The organism is Rhodococcus sp. ZPP, assembly GCF_017656075.1.
GTDB lineage: Bacteria > Actinomycetota > Actinomycetes > Mycobacteriales > Mycobacteriaceae > Rhodococcus_F > Rhodococcus_F oxybenzonivorans.
Genome location: NZ_CP058641.1, coordinates 1 through 19,381, shown reverse-complemented (window position 1 = coordinate 19,381; position 19,381 = coordinate 1). Strand labels below are relative to the sequence as shown.

Sequence of the window (19,381 nt, the reverse complement as noted above, 5' to 3'; positions counted from 1 at the left end):
GGACGGGGATGCCGGCGATCCGGTCCATCGTGACGGTTCGGGGATTGTCGGTCAGCAGATACGTCGGTGCCCCTCCGATGCGGCGCAGTGTGGTGTCCAGGCAGGCGATCAACGTCGGGAGCTGCTGGTCCCACGCTGGCACCACGACCGTCGAACCTCGACCACGACAACCATGCGCAGAACAGTTGGGTTCGCCGGCCACCGACCCGTGGGCCCTCGCCCCAATCGAACTCCCGGCCACATGCCCGGCTCCGGGATCCTCCCCCACTGCGTGGGAGGTGCCCCCAGGCCGATACTTTCGGCGGTGCCCGGCCCGGTAGGTCGCCTTGAGCTCGGCGACCGCGCGGCGGGTGGTGCGGTCGGTGCCGTCGAAGCCCATCGCGGTGAGCTTGTCGTGCACCACGTCCGCCCGGATCCGGCCCTGTGAGGCCTCCACCAGCTCCTCGATCTTCCCTAGGAAGGGGTCGATCGAGCGTGCGCGGCGCACTCGGTCGGCCGGGTCGTGGCCGGTGTCGCGGAGCTCGACATACCGGGCCACCGTCTTCTCATCCGCACCCGACCAGCGGCGCCGCCAAATGCGCACACTGGGTCAGGTCGTAGGCTTCCAAGATCTCCATCACTTCCCTGGCACACTTGGGTCTCGGGGTTCCTTCGGTCGGTTGGTTTGCGCGGCAAACCAAGCCAACTCGGGCGAAGGAACCCCGCCCGGGTATTTACGCCAGCGTGTCAATCAGCTGTTTCGTGGCCGCCGACCCGGGAATTCTCGTGTCCACTGATCCGGAGAAACCGTGTCCGCCCAACCGGAGCGAACTGACCGCCTACAAGGATTCTGACGTGTCCGTTGGCACGCGGTCGGTACGCGTCCACCCTCGGTTCGTGTGTAGGACGTCGTTCCCGCTGGTGTGGTTCAGGTGGGGGGAGAGGATGGCGCTGTGGTCGGCGATGATGCGGGCGGCCAGGTCGCGGCCGGGGCCGTGGTCGAGTGGCAGGGGTGTGGTGGTGGGGTCGAGGGTCAGGTCGGGGTGGGGTGTGAGTGCGGGGTTGGTGGTGAGGATCCAGGCGAGGGTGTCTTCGTTGTGCCGGGGCCGGTAGGCGAGTCCGTCGAGGTCGGGGTCGGCGGCGCGGATGGCGTGCGCCCACCGCCTTGTGGTGACGTAGTGCCGGGCTTCGCATTTGGTGAGCCAGAGGTCTTGTCCGACCGCGGCCAGGTGCGGGCCGTGTAGTGCGGCGACGGTGAGGGTGCGGGTGACGGTGAGGGCGGTCAGGGTGCGGCCGGTCACGGCGGACGAAGGAACGATCCGGGCGATCGAAGGGTCCAAGGGCAGGTCCCGGCAGAGGGTTTCGGCGATTGCCCCGTCGGGGCTGTCGGCGATGTAGAGGTAGGCGTAGCTTCCGTCGAGGGAGTCGAACCGGCCGCCGGCGAGTTCGTCGGGTTGCGGGGTCGGGTTGGGGGCGTGCGGGTCGCGGTGGCTGCTGTGTACCCGCCACACCACCGTTCCGGCGGTCAGCACGGTCTTATGCGCCGGCCGGAGTAACCCTGCGGCCGGTGGTTCGATGTTCGGCATCAGTCGGGCAGCACCGCGGCGGCGAGGCGCTCGAGCTTCTGACCGGCCGCGGGGTCCGGGTCGGCGGCCAGGTCGGCCGGGGTCTGCCCCTCGGGTAGGCGGGTAGAGGGGGTCAGCCACCACGACGCCACCCCCCACGGGTCGGCGGCGGCACCGAGGGCCGTGTTGACGGCGGCGACGGTCTCGCGGACCGCGGCGGTGGCCTTGTCGAACTGGAACGCCGGGTACCGGTAGCTGTTGCCGACGGGCAGGGCCACGACTTTGCCGGTGGTGCGCAGGCGGGAGGCGACGGTGCGATCGGATGCGGGCCGGTGCAGGACGGCGGCGACTTGGCCGGCGGTGAGCATCGGGTGGTCGAGGATGTGCCGGCGGGCGGCTTGCTCGATCTCGGCTTGGGCGATGGCGTCGTCGACGAGGTCGGCGCCGATCCGGGCGGCCTGGGTGCGGTCGGTCAGCGTCGGTGCCATTGCTAGCAGGGCGGTCACCTGGTTGCGGACCAGGTGCATCTCGGGGCGGGCAGCGAGTTCGGAGGCGACGACGTCGATCAGCTCGGGCGTCGACAGATCCGACAAACGGTGCCGTTCGTCCGGCGACGGAGTGCCCTGTGGGCGGTCGCCGGCACGCGTGTAGCGGCCGGTCAGGGTGTCGAGGCGCAGGCGGTAGCCGGCGAGCTTGTGGTGTCGCCGGGGGGAGATCGATCGGTGGGTCGACATGAGCACTCCTTGCTACGTTTGCACCGTAATCTTACATCGTTGCTTTCGTTGCGGCGAGGTGTGAGGCCCGTGCAGTTGTCACCCGGATGTCTTCGGTCATGAATCGATCGCCGCCCACTCAGGACAGGATGAAACCGTGAGTGACCGAACCGCTACAGAGTTCGAGCGTGAACTCGCCATGCTCGCCTACGTGCGTGACCGCCTCCGGGCTTCGGAGGGCAACGACTTCCGCATCCCGACCACCGCCGTCGACCAGGTTCTCGACGAGCTCAACAGGCTCGAACGATCACCGTGGGATCCCACCTGATGCCGTGCAGGGCCCGAAATACTGGTCACCGGTGTGAAGGGGCGGCGGGCACGGGGTTGGTCGCGCCCCGAGGACGTCACCGGGGCCGGTATCCGCTGCCACGTCACCCGCGTGCCTGGAAACCAGCCCACGTTTCCGGGTCAGGGCACAGTCCATGCCCATCCCCGGCCGCGCCGGCGGTGAGGTTGCGCCAATGCACGGTCCCGGTGCATCCGGTCTCCATGCGGAAGTACGTGAGACCCGGTGTCGCGGTGTCGGTTCGCGCGATGACGCGGCCCTGGCAGATGCCCATCCACGTCGCATACTGAAACGACAGCGTGTTGCCGGCCACCGGCACGGGCAGAACCGTATCGACCGGTGCCGCGGACACTGCAGGTGCTCCGATGATCGCGGCAGTCAGCGTCGCCAGGGTTGCGATTCCGGCCGCGAGAAGGCGCGGCAGACGGGGGCGCGATGAATCCTTCAGGACCGGTCCTCTCGGGCGATGTACGGCCATTTTCGGTCGGACATCCACCACGGTTTGCCGGAATCGCGGACTCCAGTGGCGACGTCGGGGTGTGCGCGGCGACGTGGGTACGAGCAGAGACGGTGATCGATCGTGGGTGGGATAGCTGCAGTGCGCGTATCTTCTCCGTGGTGCGCCCGGCCGGGAGCCGCGCGTTGAGCCCGCGGTTGTCGGATTGCCGCCACTCCGGGGCTCACTTCTGCTGGTTTGCAGTGTCATTCACGCAGACGACAGCGGGCGACTGGAGACGATCGGCGCGTTGATGCCCACCAACCCGCCGGTGGGAGATGTTTGCCAGGTGATGCCCGAGGGTGAAACGAACCGATTAGTATGCGCAGTTGATGCGACGGACGTCGGTAACCGGGCTTCGGCTCTTGTCCGGCCGCGCAGGTTGGTGCGGTTTCGGGTCGAGCGAGGGTGGTTTCTGGTGGAGTTTCCGATGCTGTCCAAGGGGCAGAACTTGTCGCTGCCTACTGAGGTGGAGCAGATCGATGTGGTGCTCGGGTGGACCGAGTCGGAGGTCGAGGTCGATGCGTCCGCGCTGTTGTTGAACGCGGATGGGAAGGTTCGCTCGGACGAGGATTTCGTGTTCTACAACCAGCCCGAGTCGACGGACGGGTCGATCCGGTTCCTGGGTACGAGCGGCACCGAGGAAGGTGGGCAGGCGCGGATCGCGATCGAGTTGTCCGCTGTGCCGGCGGACGTGCACACCGTGGCCTTGGTCGGCAGTGTCGGCGAGGGCAGGTTCGGTGATCTCGGCAAGCTCGCTCTGCGTGTCGTCGACGGCGCCGGGTACACCCTTGCCGAGTATGTCACCGCCGATGCCACGACCGAGTCGGCGTTCGTGTTCGGCGAGGTCTACCGCCGAGGTGGGCAGTGGAAGGTCCGGGCGGTCGGGCAGGGTTGGGAGTCCGGACTGGCAGGGTTGGCCACGGACTTCGGTGTCGACATCGACAACGAGCCGGAACTCGAACCCACCACCGGTGATACTTCGTCCGACCCTGCCGAACCCGCTGTGCCGCCGAACAGCTCCGCCGGTGACGCCACGCACCTGGTGCCCGAACTGCCCACCCCACCCGTCGCACCGGCGACACAGGCGAAGGCGAGGACCCGGGGTGTCCGCACCGCCAAGCGGGCGGTGAAAAAGTCGAAGCCGGTCGAATTCACCCTCGCCGAACAGGATACCTGGCAGCCGGCGCGGTTGTTCTCGGTCATCGGCGTCGGGACCGGGGAGGAACAGGAACGGCGGGCCACCTCGGCGTTGATCGCCACCATGCAGGCGGTGCGACCCTTCGCACGCGCGGTGTGCGCCCGGATGGGGGCCCCGGTCGGTGTCTTCGAAGGTTATGTGGAGGTGGCGTACGAGCGGGGTGAGACGAAGGTGATCCCCGACGCGGTGCTGAAGGTCTCCCGCGGCACCAGGGTGTGGACCGGCCTGCTCGAGGTCAAGACCGGCAACGGCCAACTCAAACGAGAGCAGCTCGAAAACTATCTCGACGTGGCGCGGAAGAAGAAGTACGACGTGGTGGTCAGCCTGTCGAACGACGTCCCCGCCAGTGCCGGGGAGTTGCCGGTGGAGGTTGACCGCCGCAAGCTCGCCAAGGTCGCGCTGCGGCATCTGTCGTGGGCGGAAGTAGGCCATGAGGCACGGATGTTGCTTTCGCACGGCGGTATCGACGATGACCTGCAGGCCTGGATGTTGGCCGAGTTCCTGCGCTACCTCGATCACCCCCGCTCGGGGGCGGCCGAGTTCGTGGACATGGGCCGGCACTGGGTGACCGTCCGCGACGCGGTCACCGCCGGCACCCTCCGTGCCGGCGACCAGAAAGCCGCCGCCGTGGCCGACACCTGGGTGTCCCTCTCCCGCCATCTGGCGCTGCGGCTGACCGCCGAACTCGGGGTCACCGTCAAACACATCCTGCCCCGCAAGCTCAGCTCCGACCCGGCGGCCCGCAATGCGGCGGTGGCCGAAAGGTTGGCGACCGACGGGGTGTTCGAAGCGGTGCTGCGGATCCCAGAAACGGCCGGTGATCTGGTGGTGATCGCGGATGTGCGGACCAACAAGATCCGCTGCCGCACCACCGTGGAGGCACCGAATGAAGGCACATCGGGGCGTAGGTTGTCGTGGCTGCTCAGGCAACTCGAGGACGTACCCGGCGACGTTCAGGTCGAAGCGGTGTTCTCCGAGCGGGGCAACGAAGCCTGCGAGCACCTCGACACGGTGCGAGCGGATCCGAAGGTACTGACCAATGGGCGCTCCGGGAACATCGTGTCCTTCTCCCTCGAACAAACCTTCCCGATGGGAGGCCGGCGGTCGGGCACCGCGGCGAGCTTCATCACCAGCGTGACGTCGTCGACCGACGCGTTCTACGGCACTGTGGTTCAACAACTGCGGGAATGGGTGCGGGCAGCGCCGAAACAGAATGAACCGCCGAAGCCGGAGACCGCAGAATCCGAGGGAGAGTAACCCTCGGTATCCGCGTCCGACCCGGCGCGCCCCTGGCCTGGCATGCGGGGCACGTGCACGGGCGGATGCAATGGCGCGGTGGTTTGAGGGGTCGGTGAGGCTGATGTGGCTGGACTGATATAATGATGAAGGATTCGTTGCGTGTGGTTTGGGGCTGGAGCACCGCCTACGGTGTTGGAGGCCTTGATCGTGTGCAGTGTTTTTGGTCTTTTCACGATCGTTATTCCCCTGTTGGAGTCAGTCAGAAGCGGCGTTGCAAGTGACCGCAAAGGATCCGACAAAGGAAGCACGAGGTGGACGCGTATGGGCGTAAATTCCTGGAACGCAATCAAAAACATCGGTCATGGCGTCACGGGATCACTCCTGGTCCAGTCCAGACGCAACGAATCGAAACCCCGCTGAGGTTCGGACCGTAGCGGTGGTTTTGTTGATCACGGAACCAACGTCGGCCATTAAGAATTGGTCCCCTCGGGTGTGCAGATCCGAGGGGTGTGCCCACCATTTCACAGCGTCCGCAGGTGGTCAATCCGGCTCACCGGGTTCGAGCGGCGGGGCTATCGCGACTCCCGAATCAAATTTGCACGAACATCTCGGGTAACACGCCGACCGCGTCGGGGTTCGGTATCGGTACCGACGCGGGCAGGACGAGCGTGCCGAGATGTTGGTCGAGCCTGGCATGCGACCGACCATCTATATCGATGCCTCCTTCGACCTCGCCATCTGGGTGGGGGCGTGTCCTCGTTCGTGGTTCGCTCTCGCGGGATTTCGGGCCGGTGCTCAATGCTCCGTAACGCCGAGCCCTGAACCCTGCAACCGGCTTCCGTTGGCGAATTCAGTGGACAACCTCCGCGCCGCACTATCGCCTTTGGTGTCATTCATGTGAATTAACCCGCCGCCGAGACGGTTCGGGCGGCGTGAGCGTGTCGGTGCGTCCGGATATCGTCCTTTGTCCGAGGACAGTTGCTCCCCGAACGAGGGGCAGAAATGGGGATTCAAAGTGCCACAGTTGACGAGCCAGTTCCGTCAGGCCCTCCGCGCGATCGAACCGACCGCGGCGGACCGGGACAACGCCCCGAAAGCGCACAACGAGGTGCGCGAAGCGTTGCTCGCGGATAGCACCCTCAGTGACTGGGGCTTGGATCCCGTGCTGATCGGCAGCTATAAGCGGCACGTCAGCATCCGGCGGATGAAGGACGTCGACGTTTTTGGGCGCCTCAATGATGTGCCGCGAGATACCGCGCCGAGCGCTTTACTCAACAAATTTGAGAAGGTCCTGACGGCTGCATTCGGCGACGAACGGATCGAGCGACAGGCCCGCAGCTTCCAGGTCGCCTTCCCCGAACTGGACGGGCTCTATGTCGACGCGGTCCCGGCCCGCCCGTGGACGAGCCCTTACGGCGAGTCCGCGTGGCAGCTTCCCAAGCGCGGCGAGGGTGGTTGGCAGGCGACGAATCCCGAGCGGCTCACCGAACTCACTACCGAGATGAACGAACAGTTCGACAAGCTGTACGTGCCGGTCGTGAAGCTGCTGCGGCAAACGCGCCGCGCGTTGATGGGGCCGAAGAAGCCGGGCGGGCTGACGATAGAGATCTCCGCGCTGCTGGCATTCCAGTCGGGCGCGGTGAGCGGTACCACCATTGGCGAGGTCTACGTGTCCGCCCTGCAAAAGACGGGTGAGGTGCTGCACAATGCCTTTGTCCTAGGCCACGACCTCGCCGACCCCACTCTCACGGGGGAAGTGCTGTACGTGCGCGGTGAGGACGCGGACAAGAAGGCTCTTGCGCGAGCATTCGTCGACGCGGGCGCGCGGGCACAGACGGCGATCGACGCCGACGAAGACGACAAGTGCGCGGCAGCAAAGACGTTTCGAGACATACTCGGCAGGGCGGTCGACGACCAAGGTGATCAGGACTACGTCTTCCCGACTCCGGATGATTGCAACGTGGACGGGAGCCGGAAGAGCTTCGCGCGGGTGCGGGCTGGAGACCGGCAGATCGTAGCCGGGGATCGCCGCTTCGGATGACGTACGAGCAGGATGCTAGTGAGGCGCTGCGCCTGTCCTGCGTCGAGGCAACCGACCGGCTCATCGACGCGCTCGCCGTGCGCGGCTTCCAGCAGGTCGACGACGTCTCCGAAACATGGCGCGGCGTGCTGCACATCGACGTCGACCCCGATGGTGTCGACGTGCATACATTGATCGACGTGCAGATTCCTGCGGACTACCCATACGCGCAACCGAAGATCACACCGCTGTCGAGCGCGGCTGCCATGACGCGAGCGGGATCTGACCTGTCCCGTTACTACGAGGCGTCCTCCACCTGGCACCGAGAGCCGAGCGGTCATCTGTGCCTCTTCGAGCACGCCGATCACAGCCGCCTGCCTTGGGCGGATGCAGGGGACCTGCTTGAGCAGGTCCAAGCTTGGCTGCGGGAGGACCGCGCCGGGTGGCCTACCGGCGCGCCGGCACTTGACCTCGAGCGCTACCTCTCCTCGACGGGAGAGGTGGTGCTATTCGACGACCCACGTAGCGTGGCCGGCAAGGTCGTGCATCTCAAGCGGCGCGGATCAGTCTGGGTGGTCGATCTGCCCGCGAAGGTGCCGCGTGGCCGGCGTGGGGTGAAAGCTCGGTGGTCACCTGGTGTCGCGCTGGTTCTCGACGTGGGAGAGCTCGATCGGCCGATCCGCGACTGGCCATCGCTACTCGACGCGGCTGGCGAACAAGCACACCACCTCCACCGTGAGGTCGCATCCGGAATACGTGAGCTCGTCCTGACATACCGGCGTGGAAGTGCCGCGGGTGTGCTCGCGCTCCGGCTCCGGCCGACCGCTTCCGGTTGGACAGTGAAGGCGCACACTGCAGCTCCCCGCGACACAGCATCCCTGACACGGCGTGCCCACCCCAAACGGAATATTCTCGCGCAGCTCGCAATCACCGTGGTCGGGGTCGGGGCGATCGGGTCAGTTCTCACCGACCTCCTCCACCGTAGTGGCGTCGGACGTCTGCACCTCGTCGACCCGGACATCGTCCTACCCGGAAACGTGATCCGCCACCTGGTCGGCGCCGACCAGGTGGGAAAGCCCAAAGTCACCGCAGTGGCACACACGGTGCGCTCCGCACGGCCGGAATCAGACCAGAACGTGACCACCGAACACGGACGCATTACCTCGTTGCAGGCCGCCCGCGACCTATTCCGCACGTGCGACTTGGTCGTCGATGCAACCGCCGATTCCACGGCATCGACTCTGATCGGCGCCGCCGCGCGCGCCGGCGCTGGCAGAGCGATCAGTGTCTGCGTGCTCGCGGACGGATACGCTATCCGCGTCGATCACTGGCCTGAGCCGTCCACCGGCACCCTTGCGGCACCGGTACTGCCGCCAGTTCAATCCGGAACCTACGAGACCGGCTGTAGCAGTCCGATCAGCACCACACCACCCGCCGCCGCATGGGAGGCGGCTGCACTCGGAGCGCGACATGCCATCGACGTCGTCCTCGGAATCTCAAGCCGGGCTAGCGAACAGCGCATCCTTCACGCACAGGGCACATTACGATGACCGACAGCCCACCGGTCATCGTGGCCCACGACGCGATGGCGACAATGCACGCCGCCGGAGCTGCTGCGCTGCCACGCGAAACCGGCGGCATCCTCATCGGCTTCCGTACCGAGGACCAGATCGTCGTTACACGAGCGATTGTGATTGCCGACGAACGAAGCACTCGACGCGCCTACCTGCGCCGAGAACGCCGCGCTCAGCTCGCGCTCACCAGCATCCTCGCAAGTGCCCACTCGGTGATCGGGTACGTCGGCGAATGGCACACCCACCCCGCAGACCAGCCACCCAGTCACACAGACATCGAGAGCCTCAAGCAGATAGCCGCCGCTACGTCAGATCTGGTCGCACTCATCGTCTTACCGTTTGAGGTGGCGGAGCCAAGACCACCACATGCATACGTCGGAGTGCACCAGAGACCAGAGTCGCCCCGAAGCAGCCGAAGAACCCGCACATGGCCAGCCTCGATCGCGATGGCTACTACCAGCGCCGACGAGCTCGAACGATGGGCCGCCGCCACACAACTGGAACCGAAGGAGCCTCACCAAACATGACCGACCCAACGCCTGTCTTCAGCTTGGCGGACGCATTCAAAACCACGACCGAGAACATGCTCACCACCTTCCGCAACGCCGGACGCATGACACGACATGCGCCCACGGTAGGCGACGGCAGCGAGAACGAATGGAAGCAAACACTCAAGCAGTTCCTTCCTCGACGCTACGACGTGAACACAGCCTTCATCGTGGACAGTCGCGGCAACGAGAGCGATCAGATCGATCTCGTCATCCACGACCGGCATTTTTCGCCAATGTTCTGGACGATGGGCGAGACGTTGTTCTTGCCAGCTGAATGTGTCTTCGCAGTCATCGAGGTCAAACAAGAGATAAACCGGTCGACCATCGAGTACGCAGCACACAAGGCGGCCAGCGTCCGACGTCTGCACCGCACGTCCGCACCAATCACGCAACTCGCCCAGAGCGCAAGGCCAGTCGAACCTAAGCGCATCCTCGCGGGAATCGTGGCCGGACGATCTGGATGGACCACAGGACTCGACGGTCCGCTCATCGACTCGATGGGTGGTCTGGACGAGGAACATCGGCTCGACTTCGGTTGCGCCCTCGATTCAGGGATGTTCGAGCTCCCCGAGGGCGCAACGATCGACCAAATGCAGAGATCCGACTCCGAGGTTGGACTGGCCATGTTCGCCATGCGACTTGTCGCTCGTCTCAACGCTGTCGGCACCGTCCCAGCCCTCGATTTCGACGTGTATACCTCCGCTCTGACACGCCGGGTGATCGAAGATTGACGCGTGACGCGACTGCCGTCCGTAATGAATAGCATCCCGAACTGCCCAACCGCCTGATTGTCAAACAGGAATCCGTGATCGAGAGTGTTTGTACGCATGCGGCGCGCAGACGCCCCACCGCAGTCCCCGGCTGCCGGGTATCTAGGGTGAGAGGGTGCGGATTTGCCGTTCTGGCTGCACACCACTTCGTGCCTAGCTCGGGCGCTGGGACTACCGCGGTGCTGAGCAATAGGACGTCTGTCGCGCATGGCTTGAGGACAAGGCGGACGCTGCGACGTACACCGGGGTCGGCGGTTCGACGGAGTCGGCGTCCGACCGCGGCCCTCGTCCGCCTCCTCGCCCCAATCACGCCGGGCAGAACGTGGGGGTGGGGAAGTCCCCGGCCAGGAGATCACCTACGAGGTGACCTCCGATTCGTCAGTCCTCAAATCGAAGGTGTGCATCTGCGGCCTGGCTCGGATCGGCGCCGCGCACCGACGAGCAACGCTCGGAACTGGCGATGCTGCTCACGAGTGAGCCGCGCCCCGTGTTGCGGGTGATGCGCGATCAAACGACCGCGCTGACGTTGCGGACCCGGATCGTGGCCGACGAGGTCCGCGCCGCCCGCACCGAGCACGGGTTGGCGTCGTGACCGTGTCTCGGGTGTGGGAGATCGAGATGACCGCCCGGGCCCCGATCTCGCACATCTGAGCGAGGCTCTGATCGGGACGACCGCGATCGGCCGGCGCATGAAGATCATCCAGCCCGACGGGTCGGTCGAGCTGGTCCCGGTCATCTCCGGCAACTCCTTCTGCGGCGTCCTGCGCCGCCTGAGGGAGCAGATGCTGCGCGACGTCCTCGACTACGAAGGCCGGCTGCCGTTGGCGGTCGAGCACACTCTCCGCAACGGCGGCGCGATCGTGAAACCCAGGCGGAACCGGTCACCGGCCGCCGCCTGCACCAACTCTGTGAGCTGATCCCGCAGCTCAGCGTGTTCGGCGGCGCGGTCGGGGCTGCCCCGATCGACGGCTGCCTGCAGGTCGGGCATGTGGTGCCGATCGTGGCCGAAGCACCGCCGATCCTGCGCCGTGAGCAGCCGGGCCCCTTGCCGTCCCGGTTCGACATCGAGCGCTTGAGTGCTACTCGCACCTCGACGACGTCACCACCGGCCACGCCGTCACCACCGTCGGCCGACGCCGGGGCAGAGTCGCCGGTGATGCGGTACGACATCGAAACCCTCGTCCCGGGCACCCGTTCGAGTCCTGGGTGCAACTGATCCGCGGCTCCGACCTCGACCACGCATTCGCCGCCGACGTCTTGGACGAGTTCACGAGGTCGGGCTGGCTCGGTGGCCGCACGGGGATCGGGCACGGCCAGATCGCCACCACTCACCGAATCCTCCGATGGGCATCGGTGGTCAACTGGCGGGAGATCGTCGTTTCGCGGCGCGACGAGGCCTTGCAAATGCTGCTCTCGCTCCCGGCATGACCCTCCAGATCGGTGCTGGGATGGTGCCGCTGATGATCCCGGCGAAGATGACCGGCGGTGTCGCGCACGGGTTGCCACGGGGTATCAGCCTCGACGGGCTCCTCGCCTCGGAAATCCGGGAGAACACCAATGCCGCGGCCAGGGCGGCTGACACCGACTACAACCCCTACAGCCCCGGCTCCATCCTCGAGGACATGGACCTGCCGCTGGCCTGCTGCACGGCAGCCGGGGTCGACGGGTGGCGTTGGGCAGCGACGTTCGCCTGTCCGGAGGACGAGGTGCCGGGTCCGCAAGTGCAGTACTGGTCCGCCCGCCCGGATCAGCAGGTCCTCACCACATGTCGGCGGAGCCACCGGCGTTGGTGTCCGAACTCCAGGGCCGCTACCGGCCGCGGGTGATGCCACTGCCGCTGACGGTGTGCCGACACCTGGTGTGGCGGGCGGTCAAGGACCCGGTCGCGGTCGTCGAGCTGCTCGAGCCCATCATGTCGATCGGGAAGAAACGAAGAAACGAAGAAGGGCAGTGCCGGGCACGGTCACGTCCTGTCCTGGAGATCACCGAACAGCCGGACGCCGATTCGTGGGCGCTCGCGCACTTGCACCCCGACGGCGGCCTCGGGGCGGCACCGCGCCTGCGGCCTGTCCGCACGGCGCCGACCACATTTGGACGGTGATGGACGGATGGGGTTGCGGGCGCGGTACATGCACCCCGCTTGCCAACTCCCGTTGGGCTGTCCGCCAGGTAACCCGGGCCTTGTCGGTGGTCGAGAGTTCACTGTGGAACGCTCCAGGCTTGGTAGATCTGCTGAGCGGACGATGACACCGGCAGGTGAGCACACCGGTCGGATCAGTGAGGACCGATTCCACCGAGCACGCAGGCGATCCGTTCCTCACTGCCGCGTATGGGGCACGGCGGTTCGGTGCTCTCGACGGACCCCCTCACGCACGGGAGTCGACCGCCGTCAGTGGTTCCGCCGAGGCTCGGCGGCTTGTACTGATTCTCCAGTCTCTCCCTGAAGCGAGAGTGGAAGACGATGCCGTTACTGTGCACTCAGCGATTGGGGTTAGCAAAACCAAGGAGTCTGGATGGCGGCGGCGGATAGTGATGAGGGTTCGGCAAAGCCTGGGAGCATAGCCAGCGCGAAGGAGGCGCCCGCGAAGAAGGCGCCCGCTGCGAATAAGACTAGGCTGACGAGCAGCAAAGGGCCGGGCTGGGTACCTCTGAGCGCCGACCCGATTGATCATCCGGTGGGGCCAGGACAGCCAAGCATGCGCCCGAAGGGCGACTACTTGGATCTCAATATCGGTTGGGACCGATTTGAGAAGCTTGTGCTGGCGGTGAGCCGAAACCTACTCGGGATCGAAGACATCGAGGTCCGCCGATATGGCACTCCAGGACAGCAACAACACGGAATTGATATTGCTGGGCGAGAGCCAGACGGCAGCTACAGCGTGGTGCAGTGCAAGGACTACAAGTCCCTTACGAAGGCCAAGCTGAAGAATGCTATCGGTAAGTTCGCCGAAGAACGGGAGAACCTCCCGTTCACCCCATATCAGTTCGTTGTCGCAACAAGCTTTTCCGGTGATTCGAAGCAGCTCAACGACGAGTTGGCTACTCAGCAAGAGAAGTATCCGGATCTCGAACTAAAGCTATGGGGCGCCACGGAGATTAATGACGCTCTGCTGATACGGGCCGATATAGTCGCACGGTTCTGGACGACCGAAACGGCGGAGAACTTCTGCATAGTCCCGATTCCGGGAGTACCAGTACCTCCTCCTGATCGGGCACTCCAGGCAGATCAAGTGCTCGTGGGCCCACTGAAGATGGAGGAAGTCGCCTCGCGAATGAGGGAGGCGAAGTCCGAATCGATTGATCCATCGGCGGCCGCAGAAATCTTTGATTCAGTCGCGTCAGAGCTCGAGGCCGGGAAGTTTAGGGCCTATGCCTTCTCCGTACGCGATGACCAGATTGATGCCCTAGTCGAGGCTGGATCGGTCGAGGCCGCCGCTGCTCTTGCTGGTCGTCTCGCAGCGATAAGTCTTTATCACAGTGATGACGATTCGGCATACCGTTTGAGTAGGCGACTCGATAAGCTCACCGGGGACGACATCGTCTCGCGCGCGACCGGCGTGCCCCGCACAAAATCGCCCGAAGCTAAGCGCCACGCTGAGCTGATTCGAGCGGCCGTCAATGTAATGAGACATCCGTTCGGGGCTACGGAGGAACTCGTCGACGTCCTGAGCAATCCCCCGGGGCAACTGCCCGTGCCGGAGTACCAACATCTCCTCGTCCTCCTGCTTGCTGAGTTGATGCTGGTGGACGAGTCACACAAGTTGAGCGACCTCGACGATCTAATACTGAAGGCGCATGACCATGCAACGACGGACCCTATTGCGGGCGTGCCAAACGACGTCGGTGTCCGCTTGCGGCTGATACGTAGCGAATACGACGAGGACGAGCGACAGAGCTTGGCTCGAGACGCAAACACTCATGCCATCCCGAAGCGGCACAAAGCGCTCGTGAAAGCGCGTCAAGCCCGCAGACACGCGCTTTCCGCTGCCAGCAGATCGGCACACAACAGCTGGCTTGATGCCATCAGTGACGGGATCCACGATAATTTTGCAGATGATGCGGCCGACTGGCTGTTCGCGATTCGGCGGCTGAAGTACGCCTATGGACCGTGGGCCTTCGGACCTGACGAGGAATTTGGGCGAGCACAGGCCCTACGGTTAACCCCAGGTGACCACCTTCTCCCCCGATACAGAAACGCCCGGGAAGCCGCTCTTACCGAGGTACTAGCAAAGCGCGCGACTTCCGCAATCGTGGCCACACGGCGATGGCTGGTTGACAGCATCGTGACCGGGCACTGGGCAGACGAGGCCCAAGCGCTCGATCTGCTCGGCGACCTGTATGCGGAAAATTCCGAGCCTGACCGCGCGGCTGTCTACTACGAGAGATCCGGTGGGAAAGACAAGCTGACCGAGCTCATAAAGTCGATCGGCGACCACGCTCTTTCCGTGGGCCCGCTCCGTGACGCGCCGTGGTGGGAGATTCGGGCGCGGACTCGGATCCTCGCGGAACAGGCAGATCTCATCGACGATGAGACCGCAGCGACCCGGTTGAGCGAACTTACCGAGCTTGCCCAGCAAGGACGCTCCGGAGCGTTGATCGAAGACCTACAGCGTTCGCTCACACTCGACGCAACGAGGGGCGCCTGTGCACTCGCAGCACGAGGTTCGGCGGCGCAGGCCCTTGAGGTACTCGACATGCTCGCGTCTGATGTGCACCGTGAAGCGAATGCGTACCGACACAGTGACCCTGCGCACGCCAAAGCATGCGTGGCGATCGCAACGGCACACGCTGACCTCACGCTGCGAGCGCTGGAACGTCTCTTCGATCTCGCAGACAATGACACATTCGACGCCCTTGTGGAACTAAACGATCCTGACGTACTCAGACTGCTCGGCGCTGACCCGTACGACAGACCGATCGGAGTACCGGACCACCTTTCTCCGCTTACAGATCGTGAGCGCGCCGACCTGCGGGACCGGGTGCGTCGATTGGTGACAGCTGGTCGCTATCTGTCAGCTGACATCTTGCAGCAGGTGGAACCCGACAGTCCCGACTTGCATGCCTCCGCGGACATCGCTCGAAATCGGATCCTCGGGCGTCCAGAACCTGATCCGAGCAACGCCAACTCGGGAATCGGCCTGATCTCCGACGCATCGCTAGTGCGGGGGCTTCACCTAGATGTCCAAAAGAATTGTCTGGACAAGCTTCTCGAGATTGCGCGAGACTCGAGGGAAACCGCAGACAATCGGCGCCAGGCACTCATCGGGGCCAGCCTTCTCGTTCGGAACCAACCACACGAAGTCCGAGCAGAGGTTTTCGAGAGCTGTCGGAGCTTCGTCAGCGGTGAAAGGGACGGTAGCGCGTTCGATGAGATGACCGGTGCTCCCCACCCTCTCAGCACCTTCAAGGTGAATCTCGGGCCGTCGTCCTTGCGGAGCGCCGGACTGACCCTCGCCCTCGGCGCAGCCGACGACAACGACCAGTACGCTTGGATCCGGGAGGAAGCATTCGTGCTGTTCCGAAGTACAGAAGACAGCGACGTCAGTAGGGCTGCCCAGCTCGTCAACGAGCTACCGAGAGAGATCACCGCCAGCATCCCGCCTGCTCTGATTGGCAGTTCCCCAAACGTCAACGTTCGTCAGCTCGCGGCCGTACTGTGCATCCGGTCTGCTGACCAGAACGCAGCACTTGCTATGCAGCTCGCCCGGGACCCCGATGTCCGAGTGCGACGCACCCTGGCGGGCGCACTTTCCGTGGCTGAGGTCTCGGATGCGGTTGACCAGATAAGGGCGGAGGTCCAGAACGACATTCGCTACAGCGTGCGCCGGCGGCTAAACGCATAAGGGCCATCGCGCGCTCGGCTGCGGCGTCTGCAGATTTACGGCGGGACTGAGCGGAAGCTACTGAAACCGGCCTCTATTGCGGTGGCCAATCAATGGGATAAACATTAGAGGGCTTTAGTGAAAAGTCATCATTCCAATCAAAAATCATGCCCTCCCATGCAAGGGGATCTTTGAAGGTTGCGGTGCCGTTGAACGTCGCGAATTGGAAGTCGCCTGATCTGCGAAACGCGGGATATTCGAAGTCGACATTCGCTTGGAACTGAGCGTTCGTGAACTCAGTAGTGTCCTCGAAGTTGCACTGTGTGAAATCCGCTCGACCGTGGAAGACTGCCGATCTAAATAATGTGCGACCGGTGAAGTTCACCTCGCGGAATGAGACATCGCCCATAAACTCGACCGGCTCAGGGGGGTCCTCAAGGATGGGCGTAAACATAGTCGTACTGCCGAAGGTTATGTCCGAGAAGGTGGCTGTTCCACCAAATCTTACCCCGTCGAAGTTCACCTGCTCAGTGAAGGTAACGTCACGGAAAAACACAGATTCTTGGAATTCCGTCCGATTTGGACGAGTCTTTATTGGTGATCCGAATGCCGCGCTGGCCCCGAAGATGGCATGATCCCAGGTTGCGCCCTTCTTGAAGCATGTGGCAACGAACCAGGCGGCCTCGTCAAATTGGATCGGCGTAGATGATCCGTAGTCTTGCGCGAAGACGGCATAATCGTTGAATGTTGCTCCAGTAAAGTTTGCAGTGTGTTTAAAGCGTGTGCCCATGAAAACGGCAGCGCCGAAGAATTTGGCTCCGTCGAATTTTACGCAGCGATTAAAGACGCAAGTTTTGAAGTTGGCATCCTGCAAGGTGGCGTCAGTGAAATCAAATTCTAAATCGCTCCAGGAGGGTTCAGTGTTCGGCTGGAGTCGTCCGTTAATGATGCGAATAATCGTATTCCGAACTTCGTTGTCGTTGTACCTAAGCCGATATTGGTCGGAAATTGAAAGGTTGCCGTCCGATTCGTCCGTGTGAGTCCGCGTCTGCTCGACCAGGTTATTGTGCGAGTAGGGATCGTGTGGCATGCGGAGATAGGCGCACAGCACGTCGACGCACTGCTGCTGCCATTGAGATTTCGGAGAGTCGTCGACAAGGGTTGCCATGGCGTAAACCCCAGCAAGTCGTACGGCTGGGTCGACGTCTCCGAGTTGCGCGGCCGCAGCGCCGAATCTTTCCACGAAACGGTTCGCTTCAGTGTCTCGTTGCTTGCGGTACGCCACGACGAGAGCCACGCTGGCGCCCACGCCACCAGCAATCGTCAGTGCGACTTTAGTTATTTCCACTGACTGAGGCGGTGTGTCGCTTGTTCCGAGCAGGATGCTCATGAGCCACCAGGCTCCCCCGACCAGAGCTAGTGCAACCACGAGCATGGCGAGTACTGACCTGAGTAACGACCATTGCCTTAGTGGCTGGAAGAGGCTTCGCCGAAATCTGTTCGCTCGCCGGGTCCGCACGAATACCTTGCGCAACCTGTCTAAGGGGCTTGCCGATGGATGCCCAGTTCTTTTGACCACCAGATGAAAAATTATCAGCACAGCACCGACCAGCAGCCCGACGATAAGTCCTGGTCCCCAGATGTGTGCCACCTTGCCCGTAAGATCGGACCGTCCGAGGTCCTGCGCCCGACTACTGACCCATCGAAGGAAACCTTCGGCGAAGGCACCAATAGCGCCGAAGGTGAGGAGGACAAAGGCAGCAGCTAACCCGCTGCGGGCCCACCGCGGAAACCGGTCCCAGCCCGCACGTGCATTCTCCGCCATGTCGAAGATCATGCCCGGTGCTTCCTTCAGGCGGTGGATGTATCACGACGATCGGAGGTGACGGCGGGAATCCGATGGCGGGTCATCGATCATTCGAGCCACTGGTTTCAGTGGCCTCGTTTACCCACTTCTTCTCATAGCTGCCAGAGAAGTGCGGGTGAATCCGGGTGAAAGCAGTCGACGTTTCCGGTGCTCAGAACGCATCCTCTCAGGAACCGGTTTGCCGGAGGAGGTCTCCGCGCTCCGCGTGTTCGATGTGATCGCCGGCTAGATGGTGATCGACGTCGAGTCCCATGAGTGGGCGCTCGAGCTGACGGGTGAGTTGTCCGCGGCTCCGGGTGCGGGTGGCATCTCCTCGTGCCCGAGCAGGGCCGTCTGGCGCAGGCTGCCCTCGAGGACCTTCTTCGTCTTCGCCGGTGTTCGGGATGTGCCCTGCGGCCGGGCGGATCCCGCCAGGTGCGCTGACGCCCCATGAGGTCAGCGCTGCCGCTCCGGGGCCGCCGGCGTCGAAGATCCCGACCAGCAGGTGTTCGGTGCCGACGGAGTTCTGGTGGTGTGTTCGGGCGGCGCCGGCGGCGAGGACGACCACTTGTCGGCTTGATCGGAGAATCTCTCGAACACCACGACGCGCTCCCTCTCCAGGCGTCGCCGCGAGCGACGCGAACCGCTGCTGCCCATTCTGGGCGGTGTGCAGGTGGTTATGGGTGGAATCGATGCGACCTCGGCAGCCTTGGGCGTAATGGTGCTGTGACCTGGAGTAATGGCACGTGCCCGGTTTGTGATGTGGGGTTCGACGACCTGCTGGGGAGTGCCGGCGCCGGGGTGTCGGCGGGCGCGCGAGTGCCTGTTGAGCCGGTTTTGAGCCGGTTTGAAGATGTTGATTTGCAATACGTTTCGGTAATTAATTGGAGAGTAGGTCTTTACGTGTGTTGTGCACAAACGCCGAGTTGTAAGGTTCGTAATCGGTTATTGATCAACAGTTTTGGGTGTTTTTAGATTTTTGACTGTTTTGGGTTGCGTGAAGGCGGGGTGGTATGCTGTGGGTATGACATGGAGCGGTGCGGGAAGGCGAGCTGGCGGCGGGGTCGGCCGCACCGGCCCGTCTCCCCAGCCTCGTTGGGGCGTGGGGGACCGGATCAAAATATGCCAATGAAAAGCCCAGGTGAGAGCCTAATCTCGGAAATTCAGAGGAGCGAAGCGACTCGATCGACAGCAACGGGAATGGACCCACTGCGAGCCGCGCAGCTCTTGGCGGGGAGCGCAGCGACTCGCCCCGTCTC

General features: G+C 63.8%; 17 protein-coding genes and 1 pseudogene. 13 read left to right on the top strand and 5 right to left on the bottom strand.

Annotated elements, in window-relative coordinates:
• Positions 1-818: 818 nt before the first annotated feature.
• Both HYG77_RS36775 and HYG77_RS36770 read right to left on the bottom strand, forming a co-directional pair.
• Entirely contained in the window at positions 819-1,565 is a 747-nt protein-coding gene (locus HYG77_RS36775) for an RES family NAD+ phosphorylase (protein WP_208964457.1), read from the bottom strand.
• Positions 1,565-2,278 (bottom strand): hypothetical protein, encoded by a 714-nt coding sequence (locus HYG77_RS36770; protein ID WP_159929457.1) that lies wholly within the window; start codon positions 2,276-2,278, stop codon positions 1,565-1,567. The genes HYG77_RS36775 and HYG77_RS36770 overlap by 1 nt, the downstream gene beginning before the upstream one ends.
• A 136-nt stretch (positions 2,279-2,414) precedes the next feature.
• On the opposite strand from HYG77_RS36770, the gene HYG77_RS36765 reads away from it, so the two are divergent.
• Complete coding sequence (locus tag HYG77_RS36765; protein ID WP_201453717.1) at positions 2,415-2,585, top strand: hypothetical protein; 171 nt, start codon at positions 2,415-2,417, stop codon at positions 2,583-2,585.
• Positions 2,586-2,688: 103 nt separating this feature from the next.
• Here the strand turns inward: HYG77_RS36765 and HYG77_RS36760 are convergent, their stop codons facing one another.
• Positions 2,689-2,955 (bottom strand): hypothetical protein, encoded by a 267-nt coding sequence (locus HYG77_RS36760; protein ID WP_244461583.1) that lies wholly within the window; start codon positions 2,953-2,955, stop codon positions 2,689-2,691.
• Between the two features lie 562 nt (positions 2,956-3,517).
• Between HYG77_RS36760 and HYG77_RS36755 the strand changes: the two genes are divergently transcribed.
• The 12 genes from HYG77_RS36755 (at position 3,518) to HYG77_RS36715 (ending at position 16,297) form a co-directional block, all read left to right on the top strand.
• Complete coding sequence (locus HYG77_RS36755; protein ID WP_159929459.1) at positions 3,518-5,557, top strand: TerD family protein; 2,040 nt, start codon at positions 3,518-3,520, stop codon at positions 5,555-5,557.
• Positions 5,558-6,563: 1,006 nt separating this feature from the next.
• A complete protein-coding gene (locus tag HYG77_RS36750) occupies positions 6,564-7,580 on the top strand; it encodes a hypothetical protein (RefSeq protein ID WP_236603720.1) in 1,017 nt (338 codons plus the stop codon).
• Positions 7,577-9,109 carry a ThiF family adenylyltransferase gene (locus tag HYG77_RS36745; protein WP_208964456.1) on the top strand — a complete coding sequence of 511 codons (1,533 nt, stop codon included), beginning with the start codon at positions 7,577-7,579 and terminating at the stop codon, positions 9,107-9,109. Before HYG77_RS36750 ends, HYG77_RS36745 begins: the two co-directional genes overlap by 4 nt.
• A complete protein-coding gene (locus tag HYG77_RS36740; RefSeq protein ID WP_159929465.1) occupies positions 9,106-9,660 on the top strand; it encodes a Mov34/MPN/PAD-1 family protein in 555 nt (184 codons plus the stop codon). The genes HYG77_RS36745 and HYG77_RS36740 overlap by 4 nt, the downstream gene beginning before the upstream one ends.
• On the top strand, positions 9,657-10,415 hold the full coding sequence (locus HYG77_RS36735; protein WP_159929467.1) for a DUF6602 domain-containing protein: 759 nt from the start codon (positions 9,657-9,659) through the stop codon (positions 10,413-10,415). Before HYG77_RS36740 ends, HYG77_RS36735 begins: the two co-directional genes overlap by 4 nt.
• Before the next feature lie 499 nt (positions 10,416-10,914).
• The gene (locus tag HYG77_RS40840; protein WP_268962679.1) at positions 10,915-11,046 is read left to right on the top strand and encodes a hypothetical protein; all 132 of its coding nucleotides are present in this window, start codon (positions 10,915-10,917) and stop codon (positions 11,044-11,046) included.
• A gap of 13 nt (positions 11,047-11,059) precedes the next feature.
• Positions 11,060-11,371 (top strand): hypothetical protein, encoded by a 312-nt coding sequence (locus HYG77_RS40375; RefSeq protein WP_244461582.1) that lies wholly within the window; start codon positions 11,060-11,062, stop codon positions 11,369-11,371.
• Between the two features lie 83 nt (positions 11,372-11,454).
• Entirely contained in the window at positions 11,455-11,670 is a 216-nt protein-coding gene (locus tag HYG77_RS40370) for a hypothetical protein (RefSeq protein WP_236603722.1), read from the top strand.
• Positions 11,661-11,882, top strand: coding sequence for a hypothetical protein (locus tag HYG77_RS40365; protein WP_236603723.1), 222 nt, complete (start codon positions 11,661-11,663; stop codon positions 11,880-11,882). Before HYG77_RS40370 ends, HYG77_RS40365 begins: the two co-directional genes overlap by 10 nt.
• Complete coding sequence (locus HYG77_RS40360) at positions 11,879-12,280, top strand: hypothetical protein (RefSeq protein ID WP_236603724.1); 402 nt, start codon at positions 11,879-11,881, stop codon at positions 12,278-12,280. The genes HYG77_RS40365 and HYG77_RS40360 overlap by 4 nt, the downstream gene beginning before the upstream one ends.
• On the top strand, positions 12,244-12,555 hold the full coding sequence (locus tag HYG77_RS40355; protein ID WP_236603725.1) for a hypothetical protein: 312 nt from the start codon (positions 12,244-12,246) through the stop codon (positions 12,553-12,555). Before HYG77_RS40360 ends, HYG77_RS40355 begins: the two co-directional genes overlap by 37 nt.
• Positions 12,556-12,967: 412 nt before the next feature.
• Complete coding sequence (locus tag HYG77_RS36715) at positions 12,968-16,297, top strand: hypothetical protein (RefSeq protein WP_159929469.1); 3,330 nt, start codon at positions 12,968-12,970, stop codon at positions 16,295-16,297.
• A gap of 73 nt (positions 16,298-16,370) precedes the next feature.
• On the opposite strand, the gene HYG77_RS36710 is transcribed toward HYG77_RS36715, so the two are convergent.
• Positions 16,371-18,113, bottom strand: coding sequence for a pentapeptide repeat-containing protein (locus tag HYG77_RS36710; protein WP_159929471.1), 1,743 nt, complete (start codon positions 18,111-18,113; stop codon positions 16,371-16,373).
• A 503-nt stretch (positions 18,114-18,616) separates the two neighbouring features.
• Positions 18,617-18,690: pseudogene (locus tag HYG77_RS40350) on the bottom strand (Clp protease ClpS); the annotation flags it as partial.
• Positions 18,691-19,381 lie beyond the last annotated feature (691 nt).